The sequence below is a fragment of the Streptococcus sp. HMSC064H09 genome, assembly GCF_001812625.1.
Taxonomy (GTDB): domain Bacteria; phylum Bacillota; class Bacilli; order Lactobacillales; family Streptococcaceae; genus Streptococcus.
The window spans coordinates 8,718-32,678 of the sequence record NZ_KV809625.1 but is presented as its reverse complement, the minus strand read 5'-3'; the positions used below and the strand labels follow the sequence as shown (position 1 = coordinate 32,678).

Genomic DNA, 23,961 nt, shown 5'->3' with positions numbered 1-23,961 from the left:
TCCGTCCCCTCTCGAGGTAATTAGGTTTATATCGGTGGGGGTTCTTACATGTTGGAAATGCGATTTAAGGTTTCCGTCCCCTCTCGAGGTAATTAGGTTTATATCAAGGGATGAAATGGGGTAGACGTAAACACAATAAGGTTTCCGTCCCCTCTCGAGGTAATTAGGTTTATATCACTACAAGAATGGATTAACAACCAGTCAGAAGACTGTTTCCGTCCCCTCTCGAGGTAATTAGGTTTATATCGAAAATTGCTACGCTGGTCGTTTTGCTATCGTAAAGTTTCCGTCCCCTCTCGAGGTAATTAGGTTTATATCCCCATATCTTGTGCTCTAGACAGTTGCTAGAGACACAAGATGTAGGACCTACTGGAAACACTATCTATATTGTACCATATGATTACAGGCCTATAAAGGCTTAGAAGAAGAGAATGTCATCTAATTTTTCAGCACTATTGTAGGGGCTAAAACTAGTCACCTCTTCTTTGGTTGTCACATATACGATTATGCTGTCTTCTTCATCAGCCTTATAGAAGCTCTCGATATCCTTAAGGAGAGACTGATAATCATTTCTTGACAGGTCGACCTCGAAACAGGATTTTTGCACCCTCACGCCATAACCTTCAAGTAACTTGGAGAGTTTAAGTCTACGTTTGTTACTTCGGATATCATAAATAATCAGACAAAACATGGTTTTTTGTTTGGCAAACTCACGTTCTTCTTCACTGAGATTAAAATAAAGTCCCATTAATGCCCTCCTGTGTAACTTGTCTCATAAAGACTAGGGTCCAGTTCTCCAAAAGCCCTAATCAAACTCTTGATTTGCCTATCTGCTGTATAAAGAAAAGAATAGCGTTTTTTGTCTAACTCAATATACTGATGGACTTCTAATATTCTTGAACGTAAAGCCCGTGCAAAGATTTCTCTGCCTTCATCAGTGAGTATGAAGTCTTGATCCTTATTTTCAAAATGACTTAAAAGAAGTTTACCATTTCGTATCAACTCCATAAGCGTATTATCGACGATGATAGGTCTCCATTCTTCCATTAAATCACTGGCCAAGGTCGCATGATGCTGATGATGCTTGTGAATTACCCCAAACCCCAAGCTTAGCCCGTTTTTCTTAATCAGCCCCATAAAGCACGAGTATAAGATACCATAGCCAAAATTGAGGGCACTGTTAAAACAATCTTGCGCAGGCCGTCTACTCCTACCATTAAAATGGAAGTCATCAGGAACCAGTAAATTCAGATAGTAAAAATAGGATTTCGCAAGGCGACCTTCGTAACCCATAATTTCTGTAATGGAATAAGCCTTCTGAATATCATTGACACTATCTTCAAATCTTGAATAATCCAAGGTATCTAGTAGACCATCCGTATCAAACTCTCTAAGTAAGGCAATTTGATGCCTTACCTTTGTCGTAGCAATACTCCTCGCAACCTCTAAACGGAAATCCTCTTCAAAATAAGCCTTTGCTTGCAACTCTTGCTTTTGAAATTCATCCTGCCTGTGGGATTCAATACTAGAAATAAATTGACCGACGTTTGAAAAATAGTAAACATTCACCTTGTTCTTTGATAAAGCTTTGATGAGTTGGGTGGTTAGTTGTGCATTACCAAAAAGTAACACATTATTAACGAGTGAAATAGACACTTCTTTGACAATCTCTTTATTATCATTTTTTATGATAATTCTTTGTTCGGATAAGGACAGGTAATAATTGGACCTTTGAATATATAAATCGCTCATAAGCTACCTCTGAGTATTTCATGGCATATATTATATCACCACAATTCTAATCGTCAATATATTCTAATATTTTATCTAAAAAATGAAGCCCTAACGATAGGACTTCGATTTTTATTTATTGTAAAGAGATTACTTTCCTTATTTCCCCAACAACTCTGTTCGAACTTCTTTGCGCAAGTCCTCAAGAGTTGTAATGCCATACTTGTCCATGACCTCAGGGAGACGGTCAATGATTTTAGGGCAGGCATAGGGATCTGCGAAATTGGCTGTTCCGACACCGATAGCTGAGGCACCAGCGATGAACATTTCGATAGCCGCTTCGGCACTGTCGACGCCACCCATACCGATGATTGGGAGGTCTGACGCTAGAGCAACTTGGCGGATGAGTTTAAGGGCTACTGGGAAGACAGCTGGCCCTGACATACCACCTTGACCATTAGCAATGATAGGTTTGCGAGTCGCCAAGTCATAGCGTGTACCAACCAAGGTGTTAATCATAGTGAAGCCTGTCGCACCGGCATCTTCGACTGCCTTGGCTACACTTGTGATATCAGCCACGCTTGGTGTCAGTTTGACATAGACGGGCACATCAGAATGAGAGACACTGGCTTTTACGGCTGCGTAGGCAAGCTCTGGGACTTGTCCGATGAGAAGGCCGTTATTGCCATGGTCTACGTTTGGACATGAGATATTAAGCTCGATAGCCTTGACGTTGCTAGCTTTGGAAATCTTGTGAGAGACTTCCGCATATTCTTCGTTAGAAAATCCAGCTACATTGGCAATGATTGGAAGCCCAGGATAATGCTCCTGCAACCAAGGTAGTTTTTCAGACAAGACAGCATCAGCACCAGGATTTTGCAAGCCAATGGCATTAAGCATGCCTGATGGTGTCTCAGCCACACGTGGTGTTGGATTACCAAAACGAGGGTTGGCAGTTGTTGCCTTAATCATGATAGAACCTAGTTTGTCCAAATCATAATACTTGGCGTACTCTTGCCCAAAACCAAAGCAACCTGAGGCTGGGATAATGGGATTTTTCAAGTCGAGCCCTGGAAGGCTAATAGCTAAACGATTTTCTGATTTAGTCTCTGACATGGTAACCTCCTAGACGATGACTTTTCCGGTGGGGAAGACCGGCCCTTCCTCGCAAACACGAAGATTTTTGGCATCCGACTCTCCTTTTACGTGAACCACACAGGCATAGCAAGCACCCATACCACAAGCCATGCGAGCTTCCATAGAAACATAGGCATGAGGATGATTTTCAAACTTGCTATCGACATATTTAAGCATGCCTGGAGCTCCGCAACTGTAAACGGCATCTGGAGTCCAGTCGAAACCATCAATAACCGTCGAAACGTAACCCTTGATACCGTATGAACCGTCATCAGTGGTCACATAAACATCACCACAAGCCTTGAGCTTGTCCTCCAAGATGACGGCTTTCTTATTGGCAAAACCAATCACAGACACGACTTCCACACCTTTAGCCTTCAACTGCTTAGCCGTCTCAACCAAAGGTGGCACACCGATACCACCACCAACAAGGAGAGCTTTCTGCCCAGCATCGACAACGGAAATATCAAAACCATTTCCCTGAGGGCCCATGGTATCAATGGTTTGACCAGCTACCATCTTAGAGAGAATAGCTGTGCCCTCACGCTCCACACGATAGACAATGGTTGCCTCTTTCTTGTCGTAGTCAATCTCTGAGATGGAAATCGGACGACGAAGGAGCTTACTTGGGTCTGGCACCTTGAGGTGGACGAACTGACCAACCTGCATATCCGTAACCATCTCTCCCTTTAGCACCATCTCAAAAATACGAGGTGCAATCTCACGCTGACTCACAATGGTTAAATCTTCAACTAAAATCATGACAACCCTTTCTAAACTGCAAACTGTCATCAAAAAAACCTCGCCACATGGCAAGGTCGCACAAAAAATCACAGGAAATCCCCTGCTGTTTCACTCTGTCCGACCTTTCAAGCCTCTCTGGACTCATTTAAAGGTTATTTTGTGATTATTATAACCGTTTTCAAGACGGATGTCAAAGGAGAAAAGAAAAAACCAAAGCTTATAAAATTAAGCTAAGGTCTCTCCAGCCTATAACTAGGCCCTCTGTTTGATACGTTCTCTATCATCTCATAGGGGAAAATAAATTGTCAACATTCCTAACAAGAGGTGCTAGAGTTCTTGAACAAGAGCCCTAAAAAACATTATTTAAACAATCTGTCGTAAACCATAGTATGAGCCAACTGCTGACCATCGCCACCCAACAGATCGACCAAGGCATAAGCAAAGGCTAATGCTGTTCCAGCACCACGGCTAGTGACAATATTACCATCAACAACTACCAAGTCAGTTTGATGCTCGCCAGATGCAATTTGTTCCTCTACGCCAGGAAAACATGTGAATTTACGCCCTTCAAGAAGACCAGCACGTTCGAGAACAATTGGTGCAGCACAAATAGCAGCAACGTATTTTCCAGCTTTTGCAGCCTCTTGAAGAGAGGCAATCAAAGTTTCGTTGTCGCGTAGATTAGTTGATCCAGGCATACCTCCAGGAAGGACCACCAAGTCATAATCCGCAAAATTGCCATCAAATACGCCATCCATCGCAACTTGAATCCCATGTGAGCCAGTCACTGACACATTTTCGAGTCCAAGCATGCTACAGTCAAATTCTGCTCGGCGAAAGACATCCACTGGGCTTAAGGCTTCGATTTCTTCAAATCCGTCCGCAAATACTACTGCTACTTTTGTCATGATATACCTCCAATTTACTTATCGCATGATTCTATTACGCCTTAAATTATAGCAGTTTTAGAAGCAGGAAACAAACTATAAAAACGGACTTTGAGCATGAAAAAAGACAGCACAAGGACTGTCTTTGTCATTTTATCTAAACAAACTTGCTAGGATCCACAAGAGATAAATATGGGCTGGGTAGAAAATATAGAAGAAATTCTTGTTACCACTACCACGCTCACCATTATAGAAATACATAGGAATCGCAGCAAAGACCATCATCCATTGCACACCCGTCGGATCAAAGAGATGGGCAATCACTGAAATAACAGCTAAGACAATGATTTGAGCAATGCGATTGGTACGGAAAATATAGAACAGCAAACCAAGAATAACCATCACAAAGCCACCCTCAACCATGATAATACTTGGAACAAGTGACAGGATAAAGGCAACAATCTGCACAAGGAGTGGGTTTGCATGTGGTGTTTCAAATATACCTGCAAGGATTACAACCGGAATGGATGATAGAATCGGCAAGAGAAAGACACCAATCCCTTGAATCAACTCCTTGTTCGATTTATCGCGAAGCCCCTTAGCCAACAAATCCCAAGAACAAATAAAAATCCCAGTAATAAAGAAGGTTGAAAAGGCATTGTTGGTTAAACCGATACTACCATTATGAAAAATACTACCAATGATGGCGTTGCCAATGATCATAAACCAACTCATGTAAAGCAGACGCCTGAGAAAAGCCATACGATCATGAGTGTAGTGAAAACTATCAGCAGCAAGAAAGAGGAAAATTGGGAAAGCCAGACGTCCCAACATCGTCAACCATATAGGTGCCCCCATACTCCCGAACATCTGATAGATTTGGTCCAAAAACATAAGTGCAACAGCTAGGTATTTCAAATTAGTCGCATTGCATATCTTTTTTATATCGTTCATTTAATGCTCCTTTAATTTTCAGCATATTAAATGATACCACAAGTTAGATGTAAATTCAAAGGTATTCATGATAATAAAAGCCATAACTTTTTAACAATTTTAGACAGACTATTTTATGATGAATAATTCACATTTTAATAATATCTTTAGTTCCTACTCCCCTCACCAAGCATTTCTACTCCCTTTATGCTATAATGGTTAGGCAATATTTACGTTCATAACGTATGCAAATTATTTATAAAAAACAAACAAAGCTAATAAACTCTGCAAGTTTTTGAAATATCTTTTTTGCGAGCAGAGCGAGCAATTAACCGAGACTTTCCGCCGTGTTAAAAGCGCCTGAAACTAAAAGGTTTCAGGCGCTCGGAATTTTTGAGACGCTAGGCTCAAAAATTAGTCACGGAACTTTGTAAAAGTTCGCTGACGTCCGCCAACACCTAAGGAAAGTCTCACAGAAAATTTTATTTTAAAAATAAAACAAGTATTATCAATAACAAGAAAGGAAGTACACCATGTCTTTTGACGGCTTTTTTCTTCATCATATGACCACTGAGCTACGTGAGCAAGTGCTTTACGGGCGTATCCAGAAGGTTAATCAGCCTTTTGAGCGTGAGTTGGTCTTGACCATTCGTAACAATCGTCAGAATTACAAGCTTCTGCTTTCGGCTCACCCTGTTTTTGGGCGTATTCAGACAACCAAGGCCGAGCTACCAAATCCGCAGAATCCAAACACCTATACCATGATTATGCGGAAATACCTTCAGGGAGCGGTTATCGAGGATATTCAGCAACTGGAAAACGACCGTGTCCTTGAAATTTCGGTCTCTAACAAAAACGAAATCGGTGATAGTGTTAAGGTTACTCTTGTTATGGAAATCATGGGGAAACACTCCAATATTATCCTAATTGACAAGAACGAAAGCAAAATCATTGAGTCTATCAAACACGTTGGTTTCTCACAAAATAGTTACCGAACAATTCTCCCTGGGTCTACCTATATTGCTCCTCCTAAGACGGACGCCAAGAATCCTTTTGACATTCCAGACGAAAAACTCTTTGAGATCCTACAAACTGAGGATTTGTCAGCTAAAAACCTTCAAAAACTTTTCCAAGGTTTGGGGCGTGACACGGCCAATGAATTATCAGCCTTACTGGATACTGATAAACTCAAGAATTTCCGTGCCTTCTTCAATCGTGAAGTAAAGCCAAACTTAACGGCTAAGGCATTTTCAGCTGTAAGATTCTCTGATAGTCAGGACCAACCTGAATTTGAGACCTTATCAGCCCTTTTGGATTACTACTACTTGGACAAGGCGGCGCGTGATCGTGTGGCACAACAGGCTAGTGATCTGATCCATCGTGTGCAAAATGAGCTGGAAAAAAACAAGAAGAAACTTGTTAAACAGGAAAAAGAGCTTGCAGCGACTGAAAATGCTGAGGAGTTCCGTCAAAAAGGGGAACTGTTGACCACCTACCTCAGCATGGTGCCAAATGACAAGGATAGTGTCGAGTTAGACAACTACTACACTGGTGAAAAGATTACGATTCCCCTAAATGTGGCTCTAACGCCTAACCAAAATGCGCAGCGTTACTTCAAGAAATACCAGAAGCTCAAGGAAGCTGTTAAGCACTTGACTGGTTTGATTGAGGAAACCAAACAGACCATTGATTATTTAGAAAGTGTTGAATTCAGTCTTTCTCAAGCCAATATGGATGAAATCGAGGATATTCGTGAGGAGCTTGTTCAGGCTGGGTTTATGAAGCGTCGTTCAACCGATAAACGTCACAAACGTAAGAAACCTGAACAATATCTGGCTTCTGATGGCAAGACAATTATCATGGTTGGTCGTAACAACCTACAAAATGAGGAGTTGACCTTCAAGATGGCTAAAAAAGGGGAGCTCTGGTTCCACGCCAAGGATATCCCAGGTAGTCACGTAGTTATCAAGGACAATCTTAACCCAACTGACGAGGTCAAGACGGATGCGGCTGAATTGGCAGCCTACTATTCTAAGGCTCGTCTATCAAACTTGGTTCAAGTGGATATGATTGATGTTAAGAAACTCAACAAGCCAACGGCAGGTAAGCCTGGATTTGTAACTTATACTGGGCAAAAGACCTTACGTGTCACACCGACTGAAGAAAAAATCGATAGCATGCGGATGAAGTAAACTTCTTTATAAAATCAAACTCTCTTGTTGCTGATACAAGAGAGTTTTTCTATGTCGTAAACTAAGTAGGTTAGTTTCAGAAATGAATGATATTTTCTTCTAGTTTTCATTACATTTTTCCGATGACTGTGCTAAACTATAAGGGTAATCACCTATATTAAAGGAGACTTTCAGTATGAAGGCTCTTATGTCATATACGAGTTTTGTTTTAGAATGGTTAGGTCGCTACGTGGGGCTCTTAGTCTTCGGGATATTATTTGTGACTGCTTTACTCATTCGCACGACCATGATGACTGGATACTTTGAGTGGGCAGAGATTAGTAGCGTCCCTTGGTATGTTTATGTTTCAGGTGGTGTCATTCTGCTTTTGACACTTCTCTGGCGCAAAATCTTAAAGGAACTGACAACAAAGCAGATTTTCATCTTTTTTTCCGTTTGCTTTATGATTTTTGGCCTACTTTTGATTTTTCTGACTAGTTTTGCTGGACGAGACGATGCAGGTACTGTCTTTAAAGGGGCGGTCCAGTTTAATGCTGGCAACTTCTCTCTGATTAAACCAGGAGCCTACTTCTACCGCTATCCTCATCAGTTGGGATTGCTTAGTTTTGAACGCCTGGTTCTCTATCTGATTCCTTTGCCGGTCATCTCGGTTTTCTATGTATTGAATCTTGGCATGGTCATTGGTATGAACTATGCGACTTGGAAAATCACGGATGAACTGTTTACGAAACCGTTAGTCAGTCGTTTGGCTGTCATCATGAGTTTTGGTTTTTTACCTCTAGTTTTCAACATTATGTTTGCTTACGGGCTCATGTATGGCTTGTTCTTCTCCAGTTTTGCTATTCTCTTCTTCCTACGTTACTTAAGGCGTGGTAAGGCTAGGAATGCGATTCTTTCGGTGGTTATGCTATCTTTGGCTTATTGGGTAAGGAGCAATAATATTATTCTCATTATTGCATTATCTGGTATTTTGATACTAATGACTCTCAGAGAGAAACGTTACCGCTATTTACTTTTGGTTTTGGCTTTCTTTGCCTTTCCGATGAGCTTGCATAAAGCGACAACCAGTTACTATGAGATTACCACTCATCAAAAAATATCTGGAACACCTCAAATTGCTTGGTTAGCCATGGGCTTGCAGGACAAACCCGATTCTAAACGGATGCCAGGATGGTATACTGGTTATGTCCGTGACATTTACGCTAAGAAAAAGGGCAATATCGAAAAGATTGAAAAAAGCGCCAATCATCTTTTTGATAAGCGTGTTCAATACCTCCTAGCACATCCCGATGAGGCCAGTTGGTTTTTCAGCACCAAGTTTATCAGCTCCTGGACAGAGGGAAGCTTCCAGTCCATCTGGAACGGTCCAAGTAAAGACAAGTTTCAGCCTTTGTGGAATAGGTTTGCGACCTCTATCTATCACGATGGGACCCTGCATCTCTTTTTTGTGACCTATATGCAAGGCTATCTCCTAGTCCTATATCTTGGTGGTGCGTTCTACTATGCTTTCACTTATAAACGAATGGGAGATGGAGCAACACTGGGCCTCTATGCCTTCCTCTATCTCTTCGGTGGTATCCTCTTTCACCTCATATCAGAGACTAAGAGCCAGTACACCCTACCTTACATTTACTTACAAATTCCAATGATTGCGGCGGGTTACAATCATATGACACAAATACTTAGCCGCTATCTAAAAAATATGCAAAAGTCATCCTAGGATGGCTTTTTAACATTGTTTCACAATTACAATCTTGCTATAATAAGTCTATGAAAAATGCGTCAGTTGATCTTTTACGAGGCCCAATTCTGAGGTCTCTTTTAATCTTTGCTCTACCAATTCTGATATCCAATATTTTCCAGCAACTCTACAATACTGCTGATGTCATGATTGTGGGTCGCTTTCTAGGTCCAGATGCCTTGGCTGCTGTAGGAGCTTCTTCTGCTATTTTTGATTTGGTTATCGGCTTTGCTCTTGGCGTTGGAAATGGTATGGGCGTTGTTATCGCACGTTACTATGGTGCTCAAGACTACAGGAAACTTCGTCAGTCTGTGGCGGCCACCGTTGTGATTGGTTTAGGCTTAAGTGCCTTGGTTATGATTCTAGGACATTTTGGTCTTTATCCTTTGCTGACTTTTTTAGGAACCCCTAATTCTATTATTGGGCAATCTTACCAGTATATTTCTATGATTGTCTCCTGTGTTGGGGTAACTTTGGGTTATAATCTGTGTGCAGGACTTCTCAGAGCGGTTGGGGATAGTCTTACCGCCCTCTATTTTCTGATTTTTTCAGCACTAGTCAATATCGTTTTAGACCTTTTCTTTATTACACAACTTCATCTTGGTGTTCAATCAGCAGGCTTAGCGACAATTATCTCACAGGGACTTTCAGCTATCCTCTGTCTGTACTATATTAAGAAAAAAGTGACCTTCCTTCTACCAAGCAAGTCAGACTTTGTTCTTGATTCAAGTCTTTATTTGGACCTCTTTGGACAAGGAATGGCCATGGGACTCATGAATTCTATTGTTTCGATTGGGACTGTGACCTTACAATATGCCATTAACGGTTTTGGCCCTCTTATCATCAGTGCTCAGGTTGCAGCAAGGCGTATCATGTCTTTCGCAGTTCTCCCTTTGACCTCACTTGCTGCTGGGGTGACCACTTTCACCTCACAGAACTTCGGTGCCAAACAGTTTAAACGCATAGTAGCTGGGTTAAAGCAATCTTGTCTTGTTTCTATAACTTGGTCTGTCATTGCTTGTGTCCTTCTCTATATAGCAAGTCCCTTTTTGGCTGGTTTTATCTCTGGTTCTGATAATGCTGTGATTATTGACAATGCCAGCCGCTACCTCCGTATCAGTTCTCTCTTCTATCCTATTTTGGGGATGCTCTTTAGTTTTAGAAATTGCCTACAAGGTCTAGGTAAGAAACTGACGCCTTTAACCTCTAGTTTCATTGAGCTTTTTGGAAAAATTCTCTTTGTTCTTTTGGTTATTCCTTCTATGGGCTACCTTGGCGTTATCCTATGCGAGCCCTTGATTTGGATTCCCATGACCATTCAGCTCTATTTTGCCTTGAGGAAACATATTCGACGCTTGTTTATCAGTTAGACTACTTTTGAACATAGAAAAAACGACCATCAAGGTCGTTTTTAGTTTAATTTAATCCCCATTCATCAGATATCTGTTTCATTATGGCCTCTTGGGAGACAATCCCAAAGCCTAGCATGTAGGTTGAGTAATCAGCATAAATTACCTTGTTATTTTGAACTGCCTTTAAGCTACTCCAGACAGGGTTATTTTTAAGTTTGTTATCTAGGAGTTCTTGAGAATCTGCTTGAACAATCAGGAGGTCCGGATTAATGTCTTTTAGTTTATCTGGATCGATAACTTGGAACATATCATCTGGATTGAAGGTTTCAGCACGATTGAAATGATAAGTATCATACAGATAACCAAAATGCCCATAAGCGTAATAACGGATGTCATTGTCTGTCACGCGCAGGTACATGAGTTTTTGATTGCCAAACTTAGCTTTGACATTCTCTGCGAAAACAGCCTCCCTAGCATCCACTCTATCTAGGTCCTTCTTCATCTCATCACGTTTGTCGAAGATTTCTGCTACCTTTAATGAGGTTTCGTGATAGTCCCAGTTTTCATCAGTGTTGATCTGGTAGCCAACAGTTGGTGCAATTTCAGACAGCTCCTCGTAGAGGTCTTCCTGCTCGCCTGTCATAAGGATTAAATCTGGTTTTAACTCAGCAATCTTATCCAAATCTGGATTTCCCTGCCAACCAACTGAAACCACTTTTGCATCCTTGTATTGTTTCTTAAAGAGGGTTGAAAATTCTTGACTATCAGCTTGACCAGTTGTTGCACCTACAGGAGTGATATCTAAAGGATTCAAGATTTCACCATAGAGGTTGTCGAGGATAACAATACGTTTAGGAACTTTTTTCAACTTTGTCGTACCAAAATCATGAACAATCGTCTTCTCCTTAAAAGTCTGACTTGTTTGATTTGACTCTGCATTATGTCCAGACGTCATGTCTGGCAAGTAATATAGTAAAAGACCAGATATGATGGCCAGAATAGCTAATAAATAAAGAAGATTTGTTTTTTTCATGGCAACTCCTCGATAAGATCGGATTAAATCGTTACTTTAAAGTTATCTTAAAACTTCTTTAATGTCAATCTATGACTAAGATTTTTTGGAAGGAATTGAATGTTTTTGATTCCTAAGAGGTATTATAGGAAATCAACTATATCCTTTGAGTAAAAAACAGCAATTTCTTTTTCAGAGGACATCTTGTACGCCATTAAATGTCAGATTATATCATCCTCTTTGAATTTTAAATATTTAAGTAAGAGATCTCTTTTTTGAAGCCTTCTTCTTTATAGGTTACGCCTTATTTTATCAATTTTTTTGGGGTTCTGTGAATATCAAATGATGCTCTACAGACTGAAATGGATTTTACTAGATTAGCAATACGAATTTAAACGTCCCTAACTAGTATTTTTTCGGTGAGATAGGTATTAAAATACACTGAAAATTCATTTAAAAATATCTTAAAAAAGCCTTAAATAACATTGACAACCTTTTCACTCGGCCTAGGCATGGCAGTCAAACCAAAACGTAACTAACTCTTCGTTTACGTTAAAAACTTAATTATTGCACCCCGTGATTTACACTCCAAAAGCTCAATTTTGGGGTGTTTTTGGCTGTATATTTGAGACGTATATTATAAAAATATTACTATTCATGCTTATCCATATGGCCAGTTCTATCTATCTTCACTATGATATAATAGTTAGTAACATTGGAGGGAAATTATGTTAAATCAGCTTTCATTTAAGGGACAATGGCGACAGTACCAACGGCGTGTTCTCGATAAAGCCGAAAGCTTTATGGATGATGGAAAGATTCACTTGGTGGCTGCTCCTGGTTCTGGTAAAACAACCTTAGGAATTGAATTTATACAGCGTTTTGGTAATCCAACTTTAATTTTAGTTCCGACAGTTACCATCCGTCAACAATGGATAGATCGGATTAAACAAGCTTTTTTAAGTGATGACAATCTAGTAGAACAACTCATTTCACAGGATTTAAAAAGGCCTAAAATGATTACGGTTGCAACTTATCAGGCATTACATAGTGCCATGAACCAAGTTGTTGGTGATGGTCTTATCGAAGACACAGATGATACAGCTCAACAAGAGCATTTTAATTTTCAAGATTTCGATATACGAAAAACTTTTGGGGCCCTAGATTTAGGGACTCTTTGTTTGGATGAGTGCCATCATTTAAGAAATGAATGGTGGAAGAGTTTAGAGATTTTTCGTAAATCCTTTCCTAAAATTAAGATGATTTCCTTGACAGCGACCCCTCCATACGAGGGAGAACCTGCTCTTTGGGAGCGTTACATTAGCATGTGTGGTGAGATTGATGAAGAAATTACTGTGCCTGAACTGGTTAAGGAAGGGACGCTCTGTCCTCACCAGGACTATGTCTACTTCGCCTTTCCAACTAAGGAAGAACGAACACAATTAGATCAGTTTGAAAAGCAGAAACTTAACTTTCTAACTAAACTGTCTTCAGATATAAACTTTTCGAACACTATTCAGTCTAGTCCGGCATTAGGGGGCCAAATCAGTGATGATGACCTATTGGCCAATCCTAAATATCTTTCTGCTATCCTGATTTTCTTAAGGTCTAAAAACTTGCCTTTCCCACAACGTTTTCAAGAGCTTCTGGCTACAAAAACCTTACCAACTTTTACCCTTGAGTGGTTTGAAACCTTGCTTAATGGCATTATTTTTCAAGTTCCAAATTGGTTTGGATTTACCGAGGAAGCCTTTAACCAATTGAAAAGTGATTTGAAAGCAAATGGTCTTATCGAGAGAAATCAAGTTAAACTTATCCGGAATAAGAAGCAAGATGTCCTGCTTAATCAATCATTGGGAAAACTCAATGCTGTTAGAGATATTTTTAAGGCAGAATACCATTCTCTAGGAAATAATCTCCGTCAACTTGTTTTGACAGACTTTATACGTAAGGATTTTCAAATTCATCTAGGCGATAACAGTGCACAATTTACACAACTAGGTGTGCTCTCTTACTTTGAATCTATTCGTAGAGAAATAATTGAACAATCTTGGACGGTGCCTGTGGCTGTATTGACAGGAAGTTTAGTGATTATTCCAACTTCAGCTAAAGAACATCTAGAGCGACTCATTCCTAATTCTCGTTTATCCTATGATGTTATTGGACAGTTGAGCCAAGAGGACTATCTTAAGGTCAGTATTTCTGGTTCCTATCATGATTTGGTTACAGCCCTTACTCAGCTTTTCCAAGATGGATATATCAAAGTGATTATTGGGACAAAGTCTTTATTGGGCGAAGGTTGGGATGCACCTTGTGTTAACTCCCTTATTTTAGCTAGTTATGTTGGAAGTTTCATGCTAAGCAATCAGATGCGAGGTCGTGCCATCCGTGTTTGGCCTGACAATCCTAATAAAACAAGTAATATCTGGCATTTGGTTTCTATTAATTTATCACCAAAGAAATGGATTGAGATTCAAAATGCCGAAGAAAAATATGACGAGACATTAGAGCTACAATTGTATGGACTTAGTCCTGACCTAGACTTGTTAGATAGGCGTATGACACAGTTTCTTGGTCTCCATTATACAGAGCTCACTATCGAATCTGGCATTGATCGACTTGAACTCAATCAAATAACTTTTAGCCAAAAGGGACTAGAAAAGCTTAACCAAAAAGCCATTACACTTTCTCAAAAACGTGAGGAACTTAAAGACCGTTGGCAACAAGCTCTACCGCTTAACGAAGAAATGGAAGTTGCTAATGAGGTTGAGGTCGACAAACAATTTCTACCTCTGGCATACCTTAATGATTGGATGAAGGCCTTACTTATTTCCCAAGCCCTTGCTGCCACTTATTTTATTATTGATTTGGGAAGATATCTAATTGTTGGGAAGCCGTTTAATCAAAGCCTACCGATATTCTTACTTGCGCTACCTGTACTGGCTGTCTTTTGGGGAAGATACTTTATCTATAAGAGTCCCTATAAACGTTTGGAAACTTTTGGCAAAGCTATCCACCAAGCGCTTCTTGATTCAGGTCAAATTGAGACTAAAGAATCTGCTCCTAGAGTGGCAAAAGATAGTAAACGGGCGATTTATAACTCCATCTATCTCAAGGGTGCTAACATGAGGGAGAAAGAAATCTTTGCTCAGGCTTTGACTGAGTTTTTCGCTCCTATCGAAAATCAACGCTATATCCTAAAGTCTTGTCACAAGGTGAAAGATCAAACCGAATTTTTTGCCGTTCCAAGTATGTTTGAAAAGCGTAAGGCAGATGCAGAGTCTTTCCTCCGACACATCCAAAAAAGTGTTGGAAAATATGATCTTATTTATACGCGAAGTGTTCAAGGACGTCCTATTCTACTGGAAGCTCGTATCAAAGCACTTGGAAATAAGCAAGAACGTACTGTTACCCATAAAAAAGTCATGTCAACTTTAGAATGATAAATGTCCCTAAATACCTTTAACTGGTTTAACATGTTACAATAAATCAAAGATACTATATTGGAGAATTCTATGACACTCACACACATTTTTTTCGACCTTGATGGTACCCTCGTTGATAGTTCTGAGGGAATCCACAATGGTTTTGTTCAAACCTTTGAAAGACTAGGCCTTCCTGTTCCTAGTGATCAGAAAATTCGCACTTTTATGGGACCACCTCTCGAGGTAACCTTTAAAGAAGAGATTAGTGAAGAAGGTGCTGACCAGGCTGTCAAAATTTATCGTGACTATTATGAGACTAAAGGACAAATGGAAGCTCACCTCTATGATGGTATAAAAGAGGTTCTCGAGTACCTTAGTCAAGATTCTAACAAGAAAATGTTTATCACAACTTCAAAAAATGAACCCATTGCTCTAAAAATGTGCCAACACCTTGGGATTACTGAGTATTTTGATGGCATTTACGGATCTACCCCTACTGCCTTTCATAAGGCTGATGTCTTGCAGCGTGCCATTACTGAAAATCAAGCACCTAAAGACCAGTCGGTCATTGTTGGTGATACCAAGTTTGACTTGATTGGTGGAAAAACCGTTGGCATCAAAACAATAGCGGTGACCTGGGGATTTGGGAAAAACGAAACCCTTTTGGCAGAAAATCCTGATTTTATAGCTGATACCACCCAAGAACTTTGGGATATTTTGAAATAATAATTTACATCTAAAAAGAGCACGATTATATAGTCATGCTCTTTTTTCTATTGAATCAAGATTACATCTGAACAATGATATCCAAGCAAAGCTTCAAAGCCTTATCAAAAGCCTCTGAACCCCAATCTCGTTGATCGTAATTATCTATATCTGCAAGGGAATCTGCTGTAAAGAGAAGTAAGCCCCAAATAGCTCCACGAAATTGAGCAACTGCTGCTAGTGCGGCACATTCCATCTCTACAACACTACAGCCCTCTTCAATACGATAGGAAATCTTGTCTGGTGTCTCCCTATAAAAGCCATCTGTCTACCAGGTCATGACCTCTTTATAGGGGATTTTCTTTTGCTTTAAAGTTTTCTCAATGGCTCCAAGAGCTTTTTCATTCATGTCTATATAGCGAGATGGCGCAACATAGTGGTAACTTGCACCTTCATCTCGCAAAGCTCTCGTCGGAATCAAAAAAATATTCTCTGGCATGTCCACCAAGACGCCACAAGTTCCAGTTGATATGATTTGCTTTACACCATAACCAATTAGCCAATCCATAAATTGTGCAGCTGCAGCTGAGCCAACTGGGGCTTGAGCCAAGCAAATCTTCTTCCCGTTGTAAGTCATCACATAGACAGGATAGGTTTTGGTGGCAGAGACAAATTCGCCAACTTTTTCAGCGCCAACTGATATCGCATAGCGTTCTACTTCTTCCTCTAAAAAGCCGTAAACACACCTAGCCGGCAAGTCCAAATCTAAATCCTCATGGGTCGGCATAATCACTGCCTGAGGATTGTCGTCAAACTCTAAAATAGGAATTTCATGTTTGTATATCATCTGTTGCCTCCAAAGTTTTAAGAATTATTATATCAAAAAATGCAAACTGATTATATGATTTCATAAAATCTATTAGCTTATAATCAAGAAAAATAGATGATTTAATCATAATACCTAAAAAGGACATGAATCTGCTTCAGGCAGAAACATGTCTTTTTGTATGCTATTTAAAGAAATATGATTTAAGTCAGCTTTTATTTCCACAAGCCACCTAAAATCTGCTTTTCCAACAATTCTAAGTCTTTTTCTCTTATTTCGCTATTGTCCCCAACGATATAGAGTTGAGCAAAGTAGGCCAACAAGGGACCCACACAAATACGAACCATTTGTGGAATTGTTAATTCAGGATTCACACGTGAATCTGCTATCAATTCCTTGTGGAGTACTAAAAGTTTATCATGAAGAGTGTTCCAAATATAGAGTTGTTCCTTTCTCAGTTTCTTATTTGAAAAAATTTCCTGTAGAATAATTTTCATCAAAGCACTATTTTTCTTGAGATAGGCCATGCGATTATGGACAAGATAATGAACCTTTTCTTCGGTCGTGTTAAAGGCCAAAAGTTCCTCAAAAAAACGACCGAAAAGTCCTGGAACAATAGGATGTAAAATAGCTGTTAATAAATCTTCTTTGGTCTTGAAATACTTGAAGAGCGTTGCCTGACTAAGTCCCGCATGTTTGGCAATTTGTAGGGTGGAGGTCCCATTGTAACTCTTAGTAGAAATCAAATCGACCGCTGACTGCATGATTTTTTTCTTTCCTTTGGGATAGTCTGCCTCTTTTAGATAAGCTTCAAACGACTCAAAAATACTCTCGCTCATTTTCATCCTCGTATATTTATATTTTAAACTTTACGATAACGACGCAATCCGACAATATTGAGAATTGTCAAAACGATAAGGAAAATAAGTAAAACACCAATATTAGGTACGACATCTCCAATTCCACGTCCGTAAAGAATAATCTGACTCATTGCATCACCTGAGTAGGTCAATGGCAAGAATTTTCCAATTGTTTTTGCCCACTCTCCCATTGAATCAAGTGGAATGATTCCTGAGAAAAAGAGTTGAGGCAAAATCACAAGAGGAATAAATTGCATCATTTGGAATTCTGATTTTGCCAAAGTAGACAAGAGAATTCCGAAAGCTAGTGCTACAAGAGCCAGTACCACATTAACTATTATAACATTTAATAGACTTCCGACAACTTCAATATCTAACAACCAAATGGCAGCCATGACAACTACTGCTGTCTGAAGAATAGCAATAAGTCCATAAGATATCATATAACCATAAACGATTTCCGAACGTTTGACTGGTGTCGCTAACAAGCGATCCAAGGTTCCGCTGGTACGTTCTTTCAAAAGTGCCATCCCTGAAATCAAGAAAACAAAAAAGAAAACCACAAATCCAATCAAGACTGGAATCATTTTGGTAAAGAAGCCAGTATCTTCATTCCCATACTCATAAGATTCCTTAATTTCTGGTGTTTTTCCATCAATTTGTAATTGTGGAAGAGCTTGCTTGACTCGAGTTAATAATTGATTGGTACCCTCACTGGCAATACTGGTACGTAATACTTGTCGGGTCACAGAAGTTTTAGAGGCATCTGTATTGGCATAGTCTACATGGTACTCCCCATCCTTATAAGAGATAACTGCATCTACTTTTTCATCGTTTAAAGCCTCTTTGGCTTGATCTAAGTCTTTGTATGTTTTCACACTGACATGGTCTAAGTCATCCATTTTACTTACCAAACTAGTTGGTAGATCCTGCGTTGCTAGCTTGACGTTCACGGTTGTACTAGCCGAAAACATGAGGTTCATCAACCACATAATAAAGACTGGAGCCACAAACATCATGGCAAGGGTTCGTTTGTCACGAAGCAATTCTTTGATAACTTTTTTTGCAATGGCAATTGTTCTCATTTCATTCTCCTTCTGCTTTCAAAAAGACTTCTTCAATACTTGAAACACCATAAGATTCTTTTAGCTTGGATGGTGTATCAAAGGCAATGATTTTTCCACCTAATAGTAGTCCGACCTTATCTGTCAGCTCTGCTTCATCCATGACATGGGTTGTAACCAAGATTCCTACACCATTGTCTCTGAGCGCTATCAACTCTTTCCAAATTTTCTTTCGAAGAGAAGGGTCGATTCCAACTGTCGGTTCGTCCAAAATCAAAAGTTGCGGATTTCCTAAAAGTGCAATCGCCAGCGACAAACGTCGTTTCATCCCTCCGGAATAACCAGACACAGCCTTATTTAAGTGATCTGTCAAATCTACCACCTGAGACACATGGGCAATTTCTGTTGTTAAGTCTTTTTTGGAAAGTCCTTTTAGCTGACCGAAAAATTCCAGATTTTCTTGTCCTGACAAAGCCTCATATAAAGCATCTGACTGAGCCATGTAGCCAATATCTCCTAGAATATGACGATTGGGCATGGTATTTTCTAAGACTAAAGCAATACCGCTATCTGCCTTTTCCATTCCTAACATGGTTTTAATCATGGTTGATTTACCAGCACCTGAGGGACCGATTAGACCAATGATTTCCCCAGACTGTAATTCAAAACCAACGTGGTTTAACACCAGTTGTTCACCAAAAGATTTTTGTAAATCTTGTAAATGTAGCAATGTTTTCATATGCATCCTCCTTAGTGAGTGTTTACTCACTTTTGATTACAAATGACATTGTAGTGAGTGAACACTCACTTGTCAAGCGATATATTGAATTTTTTTTTAAATAAAAACACTGGATGATAGCATCCAATGTTTATGACAAAAACTTCTGATGTTAAGAATCTATTCACGATACTCTGAAATAATCTCTCCTATCCACTTTTTAAAGGCTCGTGAGAAGGAAGATTCTTGATAATAACAAATAAATAGAATTTATAACTTTTCTTCATCTCCTCACCTTTAATCATCATCTTCTAGTACTAGATTCTCATCTCCATAAAAAACGACTTTCCCATCTTTTACTTTAAAAGAATAACTGATTGGATCTTGATTCTCATCCTTGGTATTGGAATAAAAGAAATCATATTCACCATTCGGAAGATCACTAGCATCTAACTTTTTAGCCGCATCTTTCATATCTTGTTCTTTGACTGATGCATTATCATCAATAAAGATAGTCATATAAACCAACTCTTGATCAATCAAGGTTTGGTATGGAATTTGATAATATCCAGCAAAGTCCTTCTTACCTTCCTTAAGATTTTCGGAGGCAATAGTATCCAATATTTTTCCCTTTTCATCATGACTGGAATAAGATAGAAAACTAAATGAACTAATAGGAAGACCGAGTTTTTGTTTCTTCAATTGTTTTTCAATTTTCTTTTCAACCTTTTGGACAGATTTCTGCTTCAAAAACGATTCCTTATATTCTGGAACATTGCCATAAGAGTCACTTGACCTGTCTTCATAAATAGCCGTATTCTGCTCTAAAACTACTTTCTGGTCATCGTAAGTTTTCTCAGAATAGGTATAAGTCACGTGGTAAGTTGGTATTTCTAAGGCTGTCCAATATAATTTAGTGATAGTAACCTTACCATGCAAACCCACTTTATTACAGTTCTCGACAATAACTCCTCTGACCTTGTTATAATCACTAGACTTCATCTTTCTGAACCCCATCAAAAACAAGGCTGTAAATATTATGAGAAACAAAAGTAAACAATGATTGATTTTCTTCTTCATAGCTCTACCTCCTATAATCTAAAGCTAACAAAAGAAAGACAAGCAACTGTTAAAATCCATTTTCTGAATATATGTATATCATTACTAAGTCCATGTAAACGATTACATTCTTTATCTTTATTTTATCATTCTTTGCAAGGAATGTCAGATGAAATTGGATTCGTTCTTTTACTTCTCTTCTTTGACAATCCAATCATTGTATTAAAAAAATCTAGTAGACAGCCTCTACTAGATTTTTTGTATTCTTATCAACTCATTTCCCCCACAAGAAAGCAATTAGAGGCTTATCAACCAAGGCCGTTTCATGGAGTTTACTGTGTTGGCCGTTAGGACCTGTGATTTCCTTTTCTTGGTAGGATTTGACATGACCTTTAAGCAGATAGGCTAGGGATTGACTGGATAGATTGGTCACGCGCTCATCACTCTCTTTTTGTTTCATTTAATCAATTTTCGCAACATTGAGAAGCAGAGAGCTAGCCAAAACAGACAAAGAACTAAGGGCCATGGCAAGACCTGCTAGTTCTGGATTGAGGGTCAATCCCAGTCCTACAAAGACTCCAGCAGCAATTGGAAGCCCAAGGAGATTGTAGATAGAGGCCCAGAAGAGATTGAGTAAAATCCTGCGGAAGGTCTTTTGACTCATGTCAAAGGCGCGCACAACGCCAAGCAAATCATTTTGCGTGAGCACGATGCCACCGGACTCGATCGCAATATCCGTTCCAGATCCCATAGCGATCCCCACATCCGCGATCGAGAGAGCTGGAGCATCATTGATCCCATCTCCAACAAAGGCGACCTTGCTATCTTCTTGCAGTTTTTGGATGGCGCTAGCTTTTTCTTGAGGAAGGACATCAGCAATGACGGTGTTAATTCCCACTTGCTTAGCAATAGCTTGGGCCACCCGTTCATTATCCCCCGTTAACATGACCGTTTTCAAGCCCCGTTCTTTGAGCTTTTTGATCGCTTCTTTTGAGCTGGCCTTCGGAGCATCTTGAATGGCAATCAAGCCAATCACTTGCCCATCCACAGACAAACTGATCACTGTTTTGGCCTGCTCTTGCAAGTCTACCATCCGTTTTTCAAGCTCCGGATCCATGGCTGTCCCGTCATGAAGTTTGCCATTTCCCAAGGCCACCAACTGCTGGTCGATCTGACCTTGGACCCCTTTTCCTTCAATCGCTTGGAAGTTTTCCACAGGGGATAACACCAAACCTTTTTCTTCTGCTTGGGATAACACCGCTTGGGCTAGTGGATGTTCTGAAAAAGTTTCAAGACTAGCAGCCAGTGTCAAGACACGCGCTTCATCTCCTACAACATCGGTTACAAGTGGTTGGCCAATGGTAATGGTCCCTGTCTTATCAAACACAACGGTTTGAATCTTTTGCACTTCTTGAAGAACTGTTCCATTTTTAATCAGAACCCCCATCTTGGCACTACGGCCGGTTCCGACCATCAGGGCTGTTGGGGTTGCTAAACCAAGGGCACAAGGACAGGCAATAATGAGGACAGAGACTGCATAGAGCATGGCCTCTTGAAGCGACGCGCCCAGAAGCACGGACCAAACCCAGAAAGTCGCAATGGCCAAAATCGTCACCACTGGAACAAAGATACCTGAAATCTTATCCGTCAAATCTTGAATGGGAGCACGACTGGATTGGGCCATTTTGACAAAGTCCACAATTTGAGATAAGAGGGTCTCACTACCGACTTTTTCAGCCTTAAAGAGAATGGTCCCATTGCTGTTGATAGTGGAGCCGATAACTGCATCACCAACTGATTTTTCTACAGGCAAGCTTTCACCTGTCACCATCGACTCATCAATGGTCGTACTTCCTTCTACAATCGTCCCATCAACCGCAATCTTTTCCCCAGGACGGACCCGAATCAAGTCATCAATTTGGATATCTTCTGCCGCCACCTCGACATAGTTCCCATCACGGAGAACTTGAGCCGTTTTTGCCTGCAAATCCAACAACTTTTCCACAGCCTCGGAGGCATTGTTACGCATCCGTTCTTCAAAGATTTGCCCTAAGAGGATAAAGAAGATGATAAAACCCGCAGCCTCAAAGTATACTGGCTGACCAGTAAAAAGGGCAAATACACTATAGACATAGGCTACCAGGGTTCCAAGAGCTACCAAGGTATCCATATTGGAATGGTGCTTCTTAAATGAGGCCCAGGCACTCTTGATAAAAGGTACTCCTGCTACCAACATGATCGGCGTTGTCGCTAGAAAAGTTCCCCAGCGACTGACTGGATGGGATACAAATCCTGCCCACATCCCGATCATCAAGATCAATAAAGGAAGGGTAAAGATACTAGTAATCCAAAAGCGACCCCGTAAACTTAAGACACGACGGCGTTTTTCCACAACCGTGTAGGAACCCTTTTGCATCTTCATTCCACATGAAAACTCAAAGTCCCCTGTTTCTGTCGGGGTAAAGGATATCACCTTATCCACACCGACTTCCAAAGGCTCTAAAATTCCCTGATCTTCAAACAAAATTTCCTTGTAACAGCCGGAAGGATTGACCCGATGGAAGGTGATTTCAGCAGGGATCCCTTTTTGAAGTTGAAATTCTTTGGGACTATAGCCCTTTTCTGCTGTAATACGGATCTTTTGCACTCCGTTTTCCACAACTGCTTTTTGTTTTTCTACCATACCTAACTCCTTTATTCCACAATCATTTGACCATGCATCATGTTCATTCCACATGAATACCCATATTCGCCCGCTTTTTCTGGCGTAATTTCAATGACATGTTTTTCACCTAAAGGCAAATCTTCATGAACGCCAAAATCTGGAAAGATCACTTGAGCCAGACATGAAGATGGATCCTTGCGATTAAAGATGATCCGGGCTGGAACATTCTTTTTCAGGACAATGGTTTCAGGCGAATAGCCCCCCATGACTTCGACTTCAATTTCTTGATAACCTGATTTCTGACGAGCGTGGCCGCTTACCTTTTCATGCTCTGCAAAGAACCACCAAGCAATAAAAGCAACCCCAAGTAAACAAACAATACTAATTAACAATCCAAACATGAAATTTCCTTCTTTCTACTACATACAATTGCAAGGGACTGTTTCGACAGCCTCTGCTTTCTTTTCTTCCAGGACCTGCTGCAGCTGATTAAGATCTGCAAGCGTAAAGTCACTCTCCTGAATCAAGTTTTCAAGCACCTGGACAATTCTTTTTGAGCAAACCTTGTCTTTCACCTCCTCAACCACCAAGTCTAAACTCTGGTCCTGCGTCAACAATGCCGAGTAAACAAAGGCTTTGCCTGTTTTTTCTCTAGTCAAGCACCCCTTTTCCACCAAGCGGAGCAAGAGGGTCTTGATGGTCGACTTCGACCAGTCAAAGCGCTCGGACAAGACGGCGATCAAATCCGTGCTGGTCTGCTTGCCTTCCATCCAGATAATCTTCATGATGCGCCATTCCGCATTGGAAATTTGCATGACCTCTCCTTTCTAAATCTACATTTGTAAACCTTACAAAGTTATTCTACTCCTAAGGTTTACATTTGTCAACCCAAAGTTAAAAAAAAAAAAAA

At 40.1% G+C, this 23,961-nt stretch carries 19 protein-coding genes, 2 pseudogenes and 1 CRISPR repeat array; of the genes and pseudogenes, 5 read left to right on the top strand and 16 right to left on the bottom strand.

The annotated features are described in order from the left end of the window. Position 1: 1 nt before the first annotated feature. Positions 2–318: a CRISPR direct-repeat array (repeat unit 32 nt; unit sequence CCGTCCCCTCTCGAGGTAATTAGGTTTATATC). A gap of 100 nt (positions 319–418) precedes the next feature. The 6 genes from cas2 to HMPREF2867_RS09615 all read right to left on the bottom strand — a co-directional run bounded on the left by cas2 (position 419) and on the right by HMPREF2867_RS09615 (position 5,453). Further along, positions 419–748: a CRISPR-associated endonuclease Cas2 gene (gene cas2 / locus HMPREF2867_RS09640; protein ID WP_070577243.1), complete on the bottom strand. Its 330-nt coding sequence runs from the start codon at positions 746–748 to the stop codon at positions 419–421. After that, the gene (gene cas1, locus HMPREF2867_RS09635) at positions 748–1,752 is read right to left on the bottom strand and encodes a CRISPR-associated endonuclease Cas1 (protein ID WP_070577242.1); all 1,005 of its coding nucleotides are present in this window, start codon (positions 1,750–1,752) and stop codon (positions 748–750) included. The genes cas2 and cas1 overlap by 1 nt, the downstream gene beginning before the upstream one ends. Positions 1,753–1,890: 138 nt before the next feature. Continuing rightward, entirely contained in the window at positions 1,891–2,847 is a 957-nt protein-coding gene (locus tag HMPREF2867_RS09630) for a dihydroorotate dehydrogenase (protein ID WP_060971788.1), read from the bottom strand. Between the two features lie 9 nt (positions 2,848–2,856). Further along, entirely contained in the window at positions 2,857–3,630 is a 774-nt protein-coding gene (locus tag HMPREF2867_RS09625) for a dihydroorotate dehydrogenase electron transfer subunit (protein WP_060971789.1), read from the bottom strand. Positions 3,631–3,971: 341 nt separating this feature from the next. Further along, positions 3,972–4,520, bottom strand: coding sequence for a DJ-1 family glyoxalase III (locus HMPREF2867_RS09620; protein WP_060971790.1), 549 nt, complete (start codon positions 4,518–4,520; stop codon positions 3,972–3,974). A gap of 132 nt (positions 4,521–4,652) precedes the next feature. Further along, on the bottom strand, positions 4,653–5,453 hold the full coding sequence (locus HMPREF2867_RS09615; protein ID WP_060971791.1) for a TraX family protein: 801 nt from the start codon (positions 5,451–5,453) through the stop codon (positions 4,653–4,655). A gap of 512 nt (positions 5,454–5,965) precedes the next feature. On the opposite strand from HMPREF2867_RS09615, the gene HMPREF2867_RS09610 reads away from it, so the two are divergent. The 3 genes from HMPREF2867_RS09610 to HMPREF2867_RS09600 all read left to right on the top strand — a co-directional run bounded on the left by HMPREF2867_RS09610 (position 5,966) and on the right by HMPREF2867_RS09600 (position 10,735). Further along, complete coding sequence (locus HMPREF2867_RS09610; protein WP_037599888.1) at positions 5,966–7,624, top strand: Rqc2 family fibronectin-binding protein; 1,659 nt, start codon at positions 5,966–5,968, stop codon at positions 7,622–7,624. A 175-nt stretch (positions 7,625–7,799) separates the two neighbouring features. Next, positions 7,800–9,344 carry a hypothetical protein gene (locus tag HMPREF2867_RS09605; protein WP_070577241.1) on the top strand — a complete coding sequence of 515 codons (1,545 nt, stop codon included), beginning with the start codon at positions 7,800–7,802 and terminating at the stop codon, positions 9,342–9,344. 50 nt (positions 9,345–9,394) lie between these two features. After that, the gene (locus HMPREF2867_RS09600) at positions 9,395–10,735 is read left to right on the top strand and encodes an MATE family efflux transporter (RefSeq protein WP_070577240.1); all 1,341 of its coding nucleotides are present in this window, start codon (positions 9,395–9,397) and stop codon (positions 10,733–10,735) included. A 46-nt stretch (positions 10,736–10,781) separates the two neighbouring features. Here HMPREF2867_RS09600 and HMPREF2867_RS09595 read toward each other — a convergent pair whose 3' ends face one another. Continuing rightward, a complete protein-coding gene (locus HMPREF2867_RS09595) occupies positions 10,782–11,750 on the bottom strand; it encodes an ABC transporter substrate-binding protein (RefSeq protein ID WP_070577239.1) in 969 nt (322 codons plus the stop codon). 707 nt (positions 11,751–12,457) lie between these two features. Here HMPREF2867_RS09595 and HMPREF2867_RS09590 point away from each other — a divergent pair. Together HMPREF2867_RS09590 and HMPREF2867_RS09585 are read left to right on the top strand one after the other, a co-directional pair. Then, entirely contained in the window at positions 12,458–15,172 is a 2,715-nt protein-coding gene (locus tag HMPREF2867_RS09590) for a DEAD/DEAH box helicase family protein (RefSeq protein ID WP_070577238.1), read from the top strand. Between the two features lie 72 nt (positions 15,173–15,244). After that, on the top strand, positions 15,245–15,880 hold the full coding sequence (locus tag HMPREF2867_RS09585; protein WP_070577237.1) for an HAD-IA family hydrolase: 636 nt from the start codon (positions 15,245–15,247) through the stop codon (positions 15,878–15,880). Positions 15,881–15,941: 61 nt separating this feature from the next. Here the strand turns inward: HMPREF2867_RS09585 and HMPREF2867_RS09580 are convergent. From HMPREF2867_RS09580 to HMPREF2867_RS09540, 9 genes and pseudogenes are all read right to left on the bottom strand, one after another. Continuing rightward, positions 15,942–16,706, bottom strand: a pseudogene (locus HMPREF2867_RS09580) (nucleoside phosphorylase). A 194-nt stretch (positions 16,707–16,900) separates the two neighbouring features. Next, the gene (locus tag HMPREF2867_RS09575) at positions 16,901–17,524 is read right to left on the bottom strand and encodes a TetR/AcrR family transcriptional regulator (RefSeq protein WP_070577236.1); all 624 of its coding nucleotides are present in this window, start codon (positions 17,522–17,524) and stop codon (positions 16,901–16,903) included. Positions 17,525–17,547: 23 nt separating this feature from the next. Then, positions 17,548–18,630, bottom strand: a complete 1,083-nt coding sequence (locus HMPREF2867_RS09570) for an ABC transporter permease (RefSeq protein WP_070577235.1) — start codon at positions 18,628–18,630, stop codon at positions 17,548–17,550. A gap of 1 nt (position 18,631) precedes the next feature. Further along, a complete protein-coding gene (locus HMPREF2867_RS09565) occupies positions 18,632–19,348 on the bottom strand; it encodes an ABC transporter ATP-binding protein (protein WP_070577234.1) in 717 nt (238 codons plus the stop codon). Positions 19,349–19,624: 276 nt separating this feature from the next. Further along, positions 19,625–20,407, bottom strand: a complete 783-nt coding sequence (locus HMPREF2867_RS11670) for a hypothetical protein (protein ID WP_141751025.1) — start codon at positions 20,405–20,407, stop codon at positions 19,625–19,627. Between the two features lie 253 nt (positions 20,408–20,660). Then, positions 20,661–20,837, bottom strand: a pseudogene (locus HMPREF2867_RS09555) (alpha/beta hydrolase); the annotation flags it as partial. Between the two features lie 9 nt (positions 20,838–20,846). Then, positions 20,847–23,069, bottom strand: a complete 2,223-nt coding sequence (locus HMPREF2867_RS09550) for a heavy metal translocating P-type ATPase (protein ID WP_070577233.1) — start codon at positions 23,067–23,069, stop codon at positions 20,847–20,849. Between the two features lie 11 nt (positions 23,070–23,080). Continuing rightward, on the bottom strand, positions 23,081–23,452 hold the full coding sequence (locus tag HMPREF2867_RS09545) for a cupredoxin domain-containing protein (RefSeq protein ID WP_002891015.1): 372 nt from the start codon (positions 23,450–23,452) through the stop codon (positions 23,081–23,083). A gap of 18 nt (positions 23,453–23,470) precedes the next feature. Beyond that, positions 23,471–23,866 carry a CopY/TcrY family copper transport repressor gene (locus HMPREF2867_RS09540; RefSeq protein WP_037597830.1) on the bottom strand — a complete coding sequence of 132 codons (396 nt, stop codon included), beginning with the start codon at positions 23,864–23,866 and terminating at the stop codon, positions 23,471–23,473. Positions 23,867–23,961 lie beyond the last annotated feature (95 nt).

Excerpts from the sequence above, each read along its gene's own strand:
- cas2 (WP_070577243.1), bottom strand. The coding sequence starts at position 748 with ATGGGACTTTATTTTAATCTCAGTGAAGAAGAACGTGAGTTTGCCAAA.
- cas1 (WP_070577242.1), bottom strand. The coding sequence starts at position 1,752 with ATGAGCGATTTATATATTCAAAGGTCCAATTATTACCTGTCCTTATCC.
- HMPREF2867_RS09630 (WP_060971788.1), bottom strand. The coding sequence starts at position 2,847 with ATGTCAGAGACTAAATCAGAAAATCGTTTAGCTATTAGCCTTCCAGGG.
- HMPREF2867_RS09625 (WP_060971789.1), bottom strand. The coding sequence starts at position 3,630 with ATGATTTTAGTTGAAGATTTAACCATTGTGAGTCAGCGTGAGATTGCA.
- HMPREF2867_RS09620 (WP_060971790.1), bottom strand. The coding sequence starts at position 4,520 with ATGACAAAAGTAGCAGTAGTATTTGCGGACGGATTTGAAGAAATCGAA.
- HMPREF2867_RS09615 (WP_060971791.1), bottom strand. The coding sequence starts at position 5,453 with ATGAACGATATAAAAAAGATATGCAATGCGACTAATTTGAAATACCTA.
- HMPREF2867_RS09610 (WP_037599888.1), top strand. The coding sequence starts at position 5,966 with ATGTCTTTTGACGGCTTTTTTCTTCATCATATGACCACTGAGCTACGT.
- HMPREF2867_RS09605 (WP_070577241.1), top strand. The coding sequence starts at position 7,800 with ATGAAGGCTCTTATGTCATATACGAGTTTTGTTTTAGAATGGTTAGGT.
- HMPREF2867_RS09600 (WP_070577240.1), top strand. The coding sequence starts at position 9,395 with ATGAAAAATGCGTCAGTTGATCTTTTACGAGGCCCAATTCTGAGGTCT.
- HMPREF2867_RS09595 (WP_070577239.1), bottom strand. The coding sequence starts at position 11,750 with ATGAAAAAAACAAATCTTCTTTATTTATTAGCTATTCTGGCCATCATA.
- HMPREF2867_RS09590 (WP_070577238.1), top strand. The coding sequence starts at position 12,458 with ATGTTAAATCAGCTTTCATTTAAGGGACAATGGCGACAGTACCAACGG.
- HMPREF2867_RS09585 (WP_070577237.1), top strand. The coding sequence starts at position 15,245 with ATGACACTCACACACATTTTTTTCGACCTTGATGGTACCCTCGTTGAT.
- HMPREF2867_RS09575 (WP_070577236.1), bottom strand. The coding sequence starts at position 17,524 with ATGAGCGAGAGTATTTTTGAGTCGTTTGAAGCTTATCTAAAAGAGGCA.
- HMPREF2867_RS09570 (WP_070577235.1), bottom strand. The coding sequence starts at position 18,630 with ATGAGAACAATTGCCATTGCAAAAAAAGTTATCAAAGAATTGCTTCGT.
- HMPREF2867_RS09565 (WP_070577234.1), bottom strand. The coding sequence starts at position 19,348 with ATGAAAACATTGCTACATTTACAAGATTTACAAAAATCTTTTGGTGAA.
- HMPREF2867_RS11670 (WP_141751025.1), bottom strand. The coding sequence starts at position 20,407 with ATGAAGAAGAAAATCAATCATTGTTTACTTTTGTTTCTCATAATATTT.
- HMPREF2867_RS09550 (WP_070577233.1), bottom strand. The coding sequence starts at position 23,069 with ATGGTAGAAAAACAAAAAGCAGTTGTGGAAAACGGAGTGCAAAAGATC.
- HMPREF2867_RS09545 (WP_002891015.1), bottom strand. The coding sequence starts at position 23,452 with ATGTTTGGATTGTTAATTAGTATTGTTTGTTTACTTGGGGTTGCTTTT.
- HMPREF2867_RS09540 (WP_037597830.1), bottom strand. The coding sequence starts at position 23,866 with ATGCAAATTTCCAATGCGGAATGGCGCATCATGAAGATTATCTGGATG.